Origin of the sequence: Streptomyces harbinensis (genome assembly GCF_900116145.1) — a bacterium.
In the GTDB taxonomy this organism is placed as follows: domain Bacteria; phylum Actinomycetota; class Actinomycetes; order Streptomycetales; family Streptomycetaceae; genus Streptomyces; species Streptomyces carpaticus.
On record NZ_FPAB01000001.1, the window covers coordinates 389,488 to 402,538 of the forward strand.

Here is a 13,051-nt window from a genome sequence, read left to right on the forward strand (position 1 = left end):
GGAGGTCAGTCGTCGGTGGCGCACCGGCGGTAGCGGCGCACCCGCTCGTACTGCACGAGACGGCCGTCGCGGTCGAGATCGACCTCGTAGGTGGCCATCAGACTGGTGGTGTCGGGGATGCGGGGCACTTCGACCACGTCGACGCGTACCCGCCATCCCTTGTCGATGGGACTGACGGCCGATACGCCGTCGACCGTGTGCCCGGTGAGCGCGGCCAGGCGGTGCCCGGCCCGGCGGGCGGCGCCGACGGGCCCCTTGACGGGGGCGGGACGGCGCTTGGCAGGGTGGTCTGCCATGCCCCCATCACGTCACGCCGCCCCGGCGGGCGCACCCGCTGTTGAGCTGTTGGGACCGCCCCTGCGGGCCGGTCGGGTGGCGCGCCCGCCCGTGGTGGGGCCGCCGACAGGGCCGCCCCGGAGCACGGTGACCGTCTCGCCGGTCGACGAATTGGCCGAGCGGGCCCGGGAAGCGCCCTCCCCGATGAGGAGTTGCCGGGAACGCTCTCGGCACTCCTGGGCTGCACTCACTGCCTTCACGTGACCGAGCACGTTCCGAAAAGACTTCATGCGGTCAGCCGTTGGCCCAAGCCATCGGCTCGGCCGCACGTGGTCGACAGAGGCACTTCATTCGATGGGGTGATGTCGGCACTGCCCTTTCCGGTGCACGGGTAATGGGCCATTGAGTCATCGTGACTTCGCCCGGAAGGCGCGGAACTACCGGAGGCAACGTGAAGGCCCGAAAGCGCCGGAATGGAATCCTGGGGAGCAAGAGCCGAGTCACAGCGGCGGCGGTCTCGGCAATGATCGCGGTGGGGACGCTGGCGAGCCCGGCTACCGCGACGAACGCGAGCGCAATGGGCGACCGGACCGTCCAGGACCAGTCGCCGGTCCCCGGCGAGTACTGCCGCCCCTGGGAGAGCTTCTACGGCAGGGGAGGAAAAACGTATGTGTCCACGCGGGTCTGCCTTCTGGTCGATGCGCAGGGAAACGTGAAAGTCAAGATCTACACCCAGGACAGCATCTGGCAGAACTGGCTCGGCGTCTGGAACGCCGCCACCGTGGGCGCTCCGGCCTACTGGAGGTCCGACGGTTCGGTCAGCAAGGGCACCTCGCAGATTCTCGTGTACAACACGGGTGACATCACACAGACGAGGAGCTGGGGAAGTGCTGTCGCCCCGCAATCGGCGCCGCTGGAGGGATGCGGCGTCTACGATGTCATGTTCAATTTCTTTCAACGGGGTCCGGAACACGTCGGTGACGAGCACGTCATCGACCCCGACACGCGCTACTACAACAAGGACTTCGTGATTCCCTGCGACTGACCCACCGCCCACCGGGAGCCACCGGCCGGGCCCACGGGCTCGTCGCCTCCCTGCCCCGGATGCACCGGGCCGTCCACTTCTGCGTGGCCCCGATCGGTCGCCCTGACGGAGCGAGATCACTTCCGTTGGTCACGTGGTTGTTCACGCCGCGCCTCCGAAGGCCGGCGGAGAAACGAAAAACCCCAGCTCAGCTGGGGTTTTTCCGAAGTGTCCGAGGGGGGACTTGAACCCCCACGCCCATAAGAGGGCACTAGCACCTCAAGCTAGCGCGTCTGCCATTCCGCCACCCGGACGAGGTGTGTCGTTGCGACGACGACAACGATACCAAGCTTCGCCGGGTGGTCGGGACCTTGACCGCGTGTGATCATTTGGTGACTTCGGTGGGATGTGGTGGGGATTTGCGCGATGTCTTGACGCACTCTCCCGGCGGTGGGTTCATGGGAGCGCTCCCAATCAGGCTCTTCTTCGCCCCTCACTCCCTGGAGTCGCAGTGAGAACAGCAAGAAGCACCACGTCACGGAAACGCCCCTGGACCCGTCTGCTGACCGCCCTGACCGGGCTGGTCGGCGTCGCCGTGCTCGGTGGCCTCGGGCCGGCCTCCGCGCAGGCCCAGGAGGAGACGGCGCTCGCCACCGGTCTGCACATCAGTGACGGACGGCTGGTGGAGGGCAACGGCAACGACTTCATCATGCGCGGGGTCAATCACGCCCACACCTGGTACCCGAACGAGACCCAGTCGCTCGCCGATGTGAAGGCCCTCGGGTCGAACACGGTCCGGGTGGTGCTCTCCAACGGTCACCGCTGGAGCGAGAACAGCCCCTCGGACGTCGCCTCGGTGATCGAGGACTGCAAGGCCAACCGGCTCATCTGCGTCCTGGAGGTGCACGACACCACCGGGTACGGCGAGGAGCCGGAGGCCGGGACGCTCGACGGGGCCGCGGACTACTGGATCGGGCTCAAGGACGTCCTCGACGGTGAAGAGGACTACATCATCATCAACATCGGCAACGAGCCGTGGGGCAACACCAACCCCGCGGGCTGGACCGCGCCCACCATCGCGGCGATCCAGAAGCTGCGCGACGCCGGTTTCGCGCACACGATCATGATCGACGCGCCGAACTGGGGCCAGGACTGGGAAGGTGTGATGCGCGCCACCGCGCAGTCCGTCTACGAGGCCGACCCCACCGGCAATCTGATCTTCTCCATCCACATGTACAGCGTCTACGACACGGCGGAGAAGATCACCGACTATCTGGAGTCCTTCGTCCGGGCGGGGCTGCCACTGGTCATCGGGGAGTTCGGCGGCCCGCCGGACGAGTGGGGCGACCCGGACGAGGACGCCATGCTGGCCGCCGCCGAGCAGTACCGGCTCGGCTATCTGGCCTGGTCCTGGAGCGGTAACACCGATCCGATCCTCGACCTGGCCATCGGCTTCGACCCGAGCCGGCTCAGCTCCTGGGGCGAGCGCATCTTCCACGGGGTGAACGGCATCGCCGAGACCTCCAAGGAGGCCACCGTCTTCGGCGACGACGGCGGCAGCGGGCCGCAGCCGGGCGCCGGGTGCGCGGTCGGCTACCGGGTGGTCGGCGAGTGGGGCGACGGCTTCCAGGGGGAGATCGTCATCCGCAACACCGGCACCTCCGCCATCAACGGCTGGAGCCTCGCCTTCGCCTTCCCCAGCGGTCAGACCGTGACCAGCATGTGGGGCGGCAGCGTCACCCAGAGCGGCGGCAGCGTGACGGTCACCCCGGCCGCGTACACCGCCACCATCCCGGCCGGCGGCTCCGTCTCGGTCGGGTTCCTCGGCAGCAAGGGGAGCGCCAACAACGCGCCCACCGGGTTCACCCTGGGCGGCTCCGCCTGCGCGAGCGTCTGAGGCACCTCCGGGGCCCGGGCCGCGCGGAGCGGACCGGGCCCCGGACTCGTGCACGGGGGCAGGGGCAGGGGGTCAGAGGAACAGGTCCTTGCGCCGGAACAGGTGCACCGAGATCGCCGAGACCACCACCGAGGCGGCGGTCAGCCCCACCACCACCGCGAGGAACACCCCGGTGTTGCCGACGTGCCGGTCGACGTCGAACAGGGAGAAGACCGTCAGATAGCGCAGCCACGACAGATGCGGGCTCAGCGGCTCCACCATGCTGAGGAAGTACTGGAAGATGACCAGGCCGGTCGAGCCCGCGAGGGCTTCGACGCCGGTCTTCGTCAGCATCCGGATCAGGAAGACGACCGAGCCGAGGAAGAGGAACAGCACCAGCAGATTGACGTTCAGCACCACCATGCCCCGCCATTCGACGGGCGAGCCCCAGTCGAACACCAGCTGGCCCACCACCATGGAGACCAGCGAGACCACGGCGATGCCCACCGACGCCAACAGGAAGAACACCAGGCGCGCGATCAGGTACGACGCCCGGGGCAGCGAGCCGTTGAGAAAGTAGTTCAGCGAGGTGTCGTCGATCGGCTTGGAGACGAGCCGGTGTCCCAGCAGCAGGACGAGCGCCATCATGAAGTAAAGGTGGAGCGAGTTGTAATAGTTCGCCGTCAGAAAGCCGAAATACTCGGTCTGGTCCCCCGACACGCCCAGGGCCTGCCGCAGTTGCTCGGGGATCGTCTCCAGCATCTCCGTGTAGGTGGCGTCGGCCGACAGCAGCGGGAAGAGCCAGGCCAGCGACAGCACCATGGAGCCGATCACCACGGCGGCACCGGCCAGCAGCGGGGCATTGGTGAGGAAGGAATACCTCAGTACGGTCCGGTTCATCACGCCGCCTCTCCTCGGTACGCCTCACGGAAGTAGTCGCGGAACGACTGGCGTTCGGTCTCCACGTCGGCCACCGGGTGCCGGGCCAGGCTCGTGACGATCTCCCCGGTGTCGCCCCGGGGCCGGAAGACCAGGGCGCGAGGCCCGGCCTGTTCGACCGCGAAGCCGGGGAAGGAGGACGCGGCGACGTCCTCGGTGAATGTGACGCGCAGTGTGGTGCGCAGCGCGGCGCGCACCGAGTCCATCGTCTGGTGGGAGACGATGCGCCCGTCCCGGATGATGCTGATGCGGTCGGCGACCGCCTCCACCTCCTCGAAGATGTGGGAGGAGAGCAGGATGGTGGTGCCCGCCCGCTTGGCCTCGACGAGCAGCGCGATCAGCTCGTCCTGCATCAGCGGGTCGAGTCCGCTGGCGGGCTCGTCGAGGATGACCACCTCGGGGTCGGTCATGAAGGTCGCGATGATGGCGAGCTTCTGCTTCATCCCCTTGGACATCTTGCCGATCGGCGTGTCCAGCCGCAGCCGGAGCCGTTCGACGAGTTCGTACCGCCGGGTGGGGTCGGGGTGGCCGCGCAGCTCGCCCTGCATGCGCAGGAAGGTGCGGGCCGAGATGCCCTGCGGGAAGCCGATCTCTCCGGGGAGGTAGCCCAGGCGTGCCTTGGCCGCCACCGGTTCCTTCCAGCAGTCGTGGCCGTTGATCTCCGCGCGCCCGGCGTCCTGCTGGAGGTATCCCATGAGGTGGCGGATGGTGGTGGACTTGCCGGCTCCGTTCGGGCCGATGAACCCCAGCACCTCCCCCCGTCCCACCTCAAGGTTGACCTCGAACACCCCCTGGAAGGGGGTGAATCGCTTGGTCAGCCCTTCGACCTTGATCATCTGTGCTCCTTTCCTGCTTCGGTGTCCGGCTGCCGGACGGTGTCGCACCGGGGCCGGCGGGCGCGGTGCGCGCCCGCCGGCCCCGGTGAGGGTGGTCAGCGCGGGGCGCCGCAGTGCTGGTCGAGCAGCCGGGCGACCTCGGTGACGTGCGGTGCGCGCAGCATCGAGGCGTGGTCGCCGGGGATGTCGACGAAGGTGACCTCGCGGGTGGTGTAGCGCGACCAGTCGGAGAAGAGCCGCGCGACGTCGGTCCCGTGCTCCCCGGTGCGGAAGACGAAGACCGGGATGTCCAGCGCGCGGTCGGGCAGGGCCACCTCGCGCGAGTACATCAGCTGGTGCATCTGGAGCCGCAGGAACCGGTCGAGGTATTCGGCGCTGAGGAACGCGGAGACCCGCGGGTCCTTGCGGGCCCGTTCCAGCAGGACGCGCTTGGCCTCCTCGTACGGGAGCTGCCGCAGCCGGTCGCGGTCCTGGTCCAGCATGCCGCCGATGCCCATGGCGAGGATGAAGACCCGGGTCTCCTCCTCGGTGAGGTCGGCGTCGGCCACCGGGATGTCGCCGAGGTTCGGCGGGGTGTCGAGGATGATCAGGCCCTTGGGCTTGACGCCCTTGTCGATGAGCGCCGAGGCCAGGTGGAAGGCGATGTGGCCGCCGAGCGAGTGCCCGCCGACGTAGCCGCTGTTGCCGAGGACGTCCTGCGCCGCCTCGTAGCAGAAGTCGACCGCTTCCTCGAAGCTCGGCAGGACCAGGCTCTCCCCGGCGCCGAGCCCCGGTGCCTCGACGCCGTGGATCCGGCCGAATCCCCGCAGGTGGCGGGCGAGTTCGATGTAGCCGAGCACGGTGCCGCCGGCCGGCGGGGCGAGCACCAGGTCGGGTCCGTCGCCGGGCTCCGGCCGCAGCCGTACCAGCTTGGCGGCGGGCCGGCCGCCCCGGGCGGTCAGCTGCTGCTCGTGGTCCTCCAGCGCCGCGGCGAGGGTGCGTACGTCCGGGTAGAGGAAGACCTGCTTGGGGTCGACGGGCACGCCTTCCTCGCGGAGCACCGACACCAGCTTGATGGTGAGCAGCGAGTCGCCGCCCAGGTCGAAGAAGGAGTCGTCCGGGCCGACGTGCGGCACGTTCAGTACGGCGGCGTACGCGGCCAGCAGCCGCTCGGCGTGCGGTGGCAGGGGCTCGGCGGTGCCGGTCGCGGCGGCCGGCTCCGCCGGGGCGGTGGCGGTGCCGGTGCGCAGCAGGGCGACGTCCACCTTGCCGCTGCTCTTGAGCGGCAGCGCGTCGTACACCTGGATCGCCGAGGGCACCGCGTAGGGCGGAAGCAGGGTACGCACGCGGGTGCGCAGTTCGGCGGCGTCCGTCCCGTCCGCCGCCACGTGCGCGGCGAGTGCGCCGCCGGCGTCGGGGAGGCTGAGGACGAAGGCGTCGCGGACGCCGGGGAGCGAGCACAGCGCGGTGCGTACCGCGTCGAGTTCCACCCGGTGGCCCCGCACCTTGACCTGGCCGTCCTTGCGGCCCCGGTAGTGGATCACGCCGTCGGCGTCCTGGGTGGCGAAGTCGCCGGTGCGGTAGAGGCGTTCGCCGGGGAGGGCGGGAAGCTCGGTGAAGCGGCGGGCGGTCTCCTCGGTATTGCCGACGTAGCCGAGGGCCAGTCCTTCGCCGCCGACGTACAGTTCGCCCTGGACGCCGAACGGCACCACCTGGCCGCTCTCGTCGGCGACGAGGGCGGTACGGCCCCGGATCGGCCGGCCGATGGGGACCGGTCCGTCGACCGGGGCGGTCATGGTGTGGGTGGTGGTGAAGGTGGTGTTCTCGGTGGGGCCGTAGCCGTTGGTGATCCGGGTTCCCGGGGAGCGCTCCAGCACCCGGTTGACGTGCTCGGGCGAGACGACGTCGCCGCCCACCAGCAGGTCTGCGACCCCGGTGAACAGCGCGGGGTCCGCGTCGGTGAGCTGGTGGAACAGCGGGGCGCTCACCCACATCAGGGTGGGCTGCGAGCGTTCGATCTCGGCGCGCAGCCGGGTGACGTCGAGGATGTTCTCCTTGTCGGTGAGGACGAGGGTGCCGCCGTTGAGCAGCGGCGCCCACACCTCCAGGGTGGCGGCGTCGAAGGACAGCGATCCGGTCTGGAGCACCCGGGTGCCGGTGCCGAAGGAGATCCAGTCCGGGTCCCTGACCAGGCCCACCACGCTGGAGTTGGCGATGGCGACGCCCTTGGGCCGGCCGGTGGTGCCGGAGGTGAACATGACGTACGCCTCGTCGGCGCCGGAGATCTCCCGGTGCGGCGGGGCGGCGGCGGCCGGGCCGGAGGGTATCTCCCGTACCGCTCCGGTGCGTTCGCCGTCCGCGTCGATGCCGGTCCAGCCGCCGGTGGTGAGGTGGCCGCGGATGCCGCCGGCCCGCAGGACGGCGGCGGTCACCGGCGCCGGCTGCTCGGGGTCGACGGGTACGTAGGAGGCGCCGAGCCGCAGGACGGCGAGCATGCCGGTGATCGTGTCGATGCGCTTGGCCGCGTCCAGGGCGACCCGGTCGCCGGCCGCCACGCCGTGTCCGGCGAGGTGTGCGGCGAGTGCGGCGCTGCGGTCGTCCAGCTCCCGGTAGGTGAGGGTGTCCGCGCCGTGTTCCAGGGCGGTGCGGTCCGGGTGGGCGCGGGCGGTGGCGGCGAACGCCGCGGCCACCGAGCCCTGTTCGGGCACCGCGCGGGTGTTGCGGCCCAGGGTCAGGGCCCGTTCGCGTTCCCCGGCGGGTACCACGGCCAGCTCGCCCACCGGTGTGCGCGGGCCGGCGGCCATGGCCTCGATCAGGGTGCGGAACGCCTGCTGCCAGCCGCGTACCGTCTCGGCCCGGAACAGGGCGGTGGCGTACTCGAAGGCGAGGACGAGGCCGTTCTCCCGCTCGTAGGCGTGCAGCGAGAAGTCGAAGCGGGCGATGGGGTGGCGCAGTTCCAGCGGGGCGCGGGTGGTGCCGGTGAACTGCGGGAAGCCCTCCATCGGCACGTAGTTGAACATGGTCTGCACCAGCGGCGGGCGGGAGGTGTCCCGTTCGGGCCCGAAGCGGGCCACCATGTGGTCGAACGGGTAGTCCTGGTACCGCAGCAGGTCCGTCATGCCCTGCCGGACGGCGGCGCACTGGGCGTCCACCGGCCGGTCCGCCGGGACCGTCATCAGGTGCGGCAGGGTGTTGACGAGCATGCCGACCGCGTCGGCCAGGGCCGGGTCGTCGCGCCGCATCGCGGGCATGCCGACGAAGAACTCCTGCCGTCCGGTGAGCCGGGCGAGCAGCACCCCGTAGGCGCTGGCCAGCCAGACGGCCGTGGAGACGCCGGCCCCGGCCGCCGCCGTGCTGATCCGCCGTACCTCCTCGGGGCCCAGCTCCAGGAAGAGGGTGTCCCCGGCGTAGGACTGCATCTGCGGCCGTGGGTGGTCCAGGGGCAGTTCCAGCGGGGCGATGTCGCGCGACAGCTGCCGGCGCCAGTGCTCGGCGGCCTGCTCGGAGGCGGCGCCGGCCGCGTCCTGGCGGCGGACGAGTGCCGGGACGTCCGCCGGGAGCGCGGGCAGCTCCGGCAGGTCCCGGTCGGCCAGCGCGTTGTACACCAGGACCAGGTCGCGCATGAACACCCCGAGCGACCAGCCGTCGGAGGCCAGGTGGTGGTGCGAGACGATCAGGACCGCCCGGTCGCCGGGCAGCGCGGCGAGGGTGCAGCGGGCCAGGGGTGCGGCGGCCAGGTCGTAGACGTGGCGCAGTTCCGCGTCGAGGGTCCGCGCCAGCCGGGCCTGGGCCTCCTCCTCGTCGAGGGTGTCCAGCGCGACCCGGCGCAGCGGCACCTCGGGCCGGTCCACGACGCGGGCGACGGGCGATCCCTCCACGGTGTCGAAGACCGTCCGCAGGGCCTCGTGCCGCCGCACCACGTGGTGCAGGGCCTTCTCCAGCAGTTCCGCGTCGAGGGCGCCGGTCAGCTCCCAGGCGGCCACGATGTTGTACAGGGCCAGGCCGGGTTCGACGCTCTCGGCGAAGAAGATCCGGCGCTGGGCGGCCGACAGGCCGTCCTCGGGCTCGGCCCCGGGGGCGGCGGAGGTGTCGGGGGCGGCGGGAGTGTCGGCGGGGTGCGCCGATTTCGCGTCGATGACCGCGGCGATGGCCGCCAGGGTCGGGTCGCCGAACACCTCGTGCAGGGCGAGGGTGACGCCGAACTCGGCGCGGATGTCGTTGCCGAGCCGTGCCGCCATCAGGGAGTGCCCGCCGAGGGAGAAGAAGTCGTCGTCCCTGGCGAGGTCCTCGGTGCCGAGGATGCGTTCCCACACCGCCGCCAGCCGGCGTTCGGTCTCGGTCTCGGGGCGGGCGCCGGTGGCGCGGGTGCCTGCCGACTGGAGCAGCCGGACGGTGTCCACCTGGCCGTCGCGCCGCCGCGGGAGCTGCGGTACCTGGGCGATTTCCGTGCCGGGCGCGAGCGCGGCGATGCCGTCGGCGGGCAGTTCGGTACCGGCGGCGTAGTAGTACGCCGGGACGAGCCGCCAGCCGGGCTTGTGGCGCACCTGGGCGGCGATACCGGGGTGGGCGCCGTCCAGGCCGACGTAGGTGACGGGCCGGTCGTGGCCGAGGGCGAGCAGCAGCGACTCCAGGGCCGGGTCCGGCTCCAGGGGTACGAAGCCGCGCCGCTCGATCGGCAGGGCGGAGCCGCGCGACATGCCCAGGCCCGCCCACGCGCTCCAGCCGAGGGAGACGGCCGCGCGGTGGCCGCGGGCGCGCAGCACGCGCACCGCTTCGTTGAGCGCGCTGTTGGACGCGGAGTACTCGGCGTATCCGGCGCCGCCGAAGTAGGCGTTGACGGAGCTGAAGGCGACCAGGGGCGCGGCCGGGCCGGCGGCTTCCGCGAGGGCGAACAGGCCGCCCACCTTGAGGGCGGTGTACCGGGCCAGTTGCTCGCCGTCCACGGCGCCGCGCTCGCCGAGGCCGTCCAGGGACTCCTGGCCGAAGGTGCCGAGGCCGGCGAGGTGGAACGCGCCGTCCAGGCGTCCGGCGTCGGGGCCGACGGCTGCCCGCAGCCGGGCCGGCGCGTCGGGGGCGGCGAGGTCCACGGTGACGTACCGGACCCGGGTCCTGGCCGCCAGTGCGGCCAGTGCGCGGCGGCGGTCCTCGTCCAGCCGTTCCTCGGGGGTGCTGCCGACGAGGATCAGCCGCGCTCCGTACCGGTCGGCCAGGAAGCGGCTCACCTCGCGGCCGACGCCGCCGAGGCCGCCGCTGATCAGATAGCTGCCGCCGGTGCGCAGGGCCGTGCCACCACCGGCGTCGGGGGCCGGGGCGGGGGCGACGGGGGCCGGGGCCAGCACCCGTTCGGTGCGGACGCCGCCGTGGTGGGCGACCACCGGGCTGCCCGCGGAGGAGGTCAGTTCGGCGGCCAGGGCCGTCGCGGTCGCCGCGTCCAGGGTGTCGAGGTCGCACCACACGACGGTGGGTGCCCCGGTGTCGTCGTTGACGCTGCGCACATAGCCCTGGAGCGCGCCGAGGTAGGCGCGGGCGGTGTCGTCGCGGCCCCGGGCGGCGACGCTGACCAGCAGGATCCGGCGGGGACCGGCCGCTTCCCCGCCGTCGGCGGTGAGCCGGCCGGTGGTGGACTCCAGGAGCGCGAGCACGTCGTCCGCGCCCCAGCCGTCCCGGGTGAGGGTCAGATCGACCCGGGCGTCCAGTGGCCGCTCGGAGTGCTCCTCGACCGGCCCGGTCACCACGGTCAGCGCGCCGGCCAGGGCGCGGCCGACCTGTTCGCGGTCGGCGGGGGCGCCGCCGTCCAGGGTGAGCGCGACCGGCCGGCCGGCCGCGGCGGGGGGCAGGACGCGCGGGTGCGTGGTCTCGGTGAAGAACCACGGCGGGACCTGGGTCCGCCGGGTGCCGCGCAGTTGTCCGGTGGAGCGCAGGATCTCGTCGTACTCGCCGGCGGTGAGCCGGGCGACGAGCTTGCCGCGCTGGATCTTGCCGATGCTCGTCTTGGGGATCTGCTCGGTGCGCAGCGGCACCACGTAGCGGGCGGACATGCCGAACTCGCGGCGCAGCGCGGCCTGGATCTCCCGGATGTGGCGGGGCGCGCCGGCCGGGTCGGTGGTCTCGGGGACGTAGAAGACGGCCAGATGGTCGGTCACATCGTCCTCGGCGCGTACCGAGCAGGCCGCGGCGAAGGTGGGGAGGACGCCGGGGACGGTCTCGACCAGCGCCTCCAGGTCCACGTTCTGGTAGTTGAGGCCGTTGACGATGATGCGGTCGGCGCCGCGGCCGGTGAAGGTGACCCTGCGGTCCTGGATGAACGCCAGGTCCCCGGTGTCGAACCAGCCGTCCTCGCGGAAGAACCGGGCGTTGGCCTCGGGGTTGTTGAAGTACTCCAGCAGCCGGGTGGCGCCGCGCACCTGGAAGGTGCCGATGCGGCCCTCCGGCACCACGGTGCCCTCCTCGTCGACGACCCGGGCCTCCACTCCGGGGTAGACCCGGCCGCACTCGACGAACCGGCCGCCGGAGCCGCCGGGGCGGTCGGCGAAGTCCAGGGTGCCGTCCGGGTGGATGCGGCGTACGTCCCGTACGCCGGTGGTGCGCCCGCGTGCCAGTTCGTCGGAGACGATGACCATGTTGCAGGTCTCCGACATGCCCCACTCGGGTTTGACGGCGTCCGCCGGGAGCCCGTACGGCTCCAGCAGGGTCAGCAGCCGCTGGCAGGTGGCGTAGTGCACCTGCTCGCCGGCGTTGATCCAGCGGCGTACGGCGGACAGGTCCCAGCGGGCGGGGGCGGCGTCCGCCACCGCGTCGGCGAGCAGCGCCAGCATGGAGTTGGGGCCCCAGGTGTTGGTCGCGCGGTGGGTGCTCGCCAGTTCGGCCCAGCGCAGGGGTTCGTGCAGCACGTAGTCGGTCGCGGCGTGCACCTGCCGGGCGCCCAGGTAGACGGGCAGCAGATGGGCGTGGACCAGGCCCACGACGTGTTCGATCGCGAGCCAGTTGAGGAAGACGTCGTCGGCCGCGTAGCCGCTGTGCTGGACCGCCGCCCGCTGCTTGTTCAGCAGGGTGGCGTGCGACTGCACGACGCCCTTGGGGGTGCCGGTGCTGCCCGAGGTGAACAGGATCAGCGCGGGCAGGTCGGGGGCGATGTCGACCGGGCGCGGGGTGCCGTCGTGCGCCTCGGCGTCGGCCAGGGACAGCAGCGTCGCACCGTCCAGCAGGCGCGCCGCCTCCGGCAGCAGGCCCGGGGTGGTCAGCACGCGCGGCCGGCGGGCCGTGGTCCAGATCCGCCGCAGGGCCTCGGCCTCGGTGCGCCGCTCCCGGTAGTCGGCGGAGGGGGTGACGGGTACGGCGGTGGCGCCGCACAGCAGCGTTCCCCACAGGGCGACGGTGAACTCCTCCTGGCTGCCGGCCAGCAGCAGCACGCGGTCGCCGGTGGTCACCCCGTCCCGCTGGAGGTGGGCGGCGACCCGTTCGGCCCGGGCCAGCAGCCGGGCGTAGGGGACGGACACGGTGCGGCCGGCGGCGTCCACGAAGTGGCAGCCGGTGTCCTCGCCTGCGCGGGCGGCGCGGTACAGCGTGGCGGTGACGGTCTGCGCGTCCCCGGGCACCTCCAGGATCGGCGGCCCCTGGATGTAGGCGGGGACGGCGGGCCGCGGGCCGGCGGCCGGTGCGGTGTCCTCGTCGGCCGCCGGGGCGGGCGGGGCGAGCGGCGCCACCGGGGAGCCGTAGTCGTAGACCTCGCGGTGCAGGACGGCGCTCTCGCGCAGCCCGTGCGACGTCCGCCAGGCGCTCTCGGCTTCGCTCAGCGTCTCGCGGTCCAGGACGGCGGCCTGGCGCAGCAGCGCGTAGTCGACCCGGCCGTGCCGGTCCAGCGGCAGGCTGCTGAGGGTGACGACCTCGTCCACCGGTACGCCGGGCAGGTCCTCGGCGGTGACGGCGCGGCCGGAGGTGGTGCGGACGAAGGCGACGGCGCGGGTGGCTCCGCCGGCGGTGCGGCACTGCACGACGGCGCACTCGGCGATGTCGTCCGCTCGCAGCGCGCCGGCCTCCACGGTGGCGACCGGGTAGCGGCGCCCCCGGTGGCGGATCAGTTCGGATGCTCTCTTGGTGTGACGCGTACTCATGGTGAATCCC

6 protein-coding genes and 1 tRNA gene are annotated in these 13,051 nt (G+C 72.1%); 2 read left to right on the top strand and 5 right to left on the bottom strand.

What is annotated here, in order from left to right:
- Positions 1-5: 5 nt before the first annotated feature.
- Positions 6-296, bottom strand: a complete 291-nt coding sequence (locus BM385_RS01890) for a gas vesicle protein GvpO (RefSeq protein ID WP_093841966.1) — start codon at positions 294-296, stop codon at positions 6-8.
- A 431-nt stretch (positions 297-727) separates the two neighbouring features.
- On the opposite strand from BM385_RS01890, the gene BM385_RS01895 reads away from it, so the two are divergent.
- The gene (locus BM385_RS01895; protein ID WP_139275132.1) at positions 728-1,321 is read left to right on the top strand and encodes a hypothetical protein; all 594 of its coding nucleotides are present in this window, start codon (positions 728-730) and stop codon (positions 1,319-1,321) included.
- Positions 1,322-1,529: 208 nt separating this feature from the next.
- Here BM385_RS01895 and BM385_RS01900 read toward each other — a convergent pair.
- A tRNA-Leu gene (locus BM385_RS01900) sits at positions 1,530-1,614 on the bottom strand.
- A 197-nt stretch (positions 1,615-1,811) separates the two neighbouring features.
- Here BM385_RS01900 and BM385_RS01905 point away from each other — a divergent pair.
- Positions 1,812-3,197 carry a cellulase family glycosylhydrolase gene (locus tag BM385_RS01905; RefSeq protein ID WP_026047176.1) on the top strand — a complete coding sequence of 462 codons (1,386 nt, stop codon included), beginning with the start codon at positions 1,812-1,814 and terminating at the stop codon, positions 3,195-3,197.
- A gap of 72 nt (positions 3,198-3,269) precedes the next feature.
- On the opposite strand, the gene BM385_RS01910 is transcribed toward BM385_RS01905, so the two are convergent.
- The 3 genes from BM385_RS01910 to BM385_RS01920 form a co-directional block, all read right to left on the bottom strand.
- Positions 3,270-4,076, bottom strand: a complete 807-nt coding sequence (locus BM385_RS01910; RefSeq protein WP_019432360.1) for an ABC transporter permease subunit — start codon at positions 4,074-4,076, stop codon at positions 3,270-3,272.
- Positions 4,076-4,951 carry an ABC transporter ATP-binding protein gene (locus tag BM385_RS01915; protein ID WP_093841968.1) on the bottom strand — a complete coding sequence of 292 codons (876 nt, stop codon included), beginning with the start codon at positions 4,949-4,951 and terminating at the stop codon, positions 4,076-4,078. Before BM385_RS01915 ends, BM385_RS01910 begins: the two co-directional genes overlap by 1 nt.
- A gap of 95 nt (positions 4,952-5,046) precedes the next feature.
- Positions 5,047-13,041, bottom strand: coding sequence for a non-ribosomal peptide synthetase (locus BM385_RS01920; protein ID WP_093841969.1), 7,995 nt, complete (start codon positions 13,039-13,041; stop codon positions 5,047-5,049).
- Between the last annotated feature and the right edge of the window lie 10 nt (positions 13,042-13,051).

Coding starts and splice junctions, on each gene's coding strand:
- BM385_RS01915 (WP_093841968.1), bottom strand. CDS start 4,951: ATGATCAAGGTCGAAGGGCTGACCAAGCGATTCACCCCCTTCCAGGGG.
- BM385_RS01910 (WP_019432360.1), bottom strand. CDS start 4,076: ATGAACCGGACCGTACTGAGGTATTCCTTCCTCACCAATGCCCCGCTG.
- BM385_RS01920 (WP_093841969.1), bottom strand. CDS start 13,041: ATGAGTACGCGTCACACCAAGAGAGCATCCGAACTGATCCGCCACCGG.
- BM385_RS01890 (WP_093841966.1), bottom strand. CDS start 296: ATGGCAGACCACCCTGCCAAGCGCCGTCCCGCCCCCGTCAAGGGGCCC.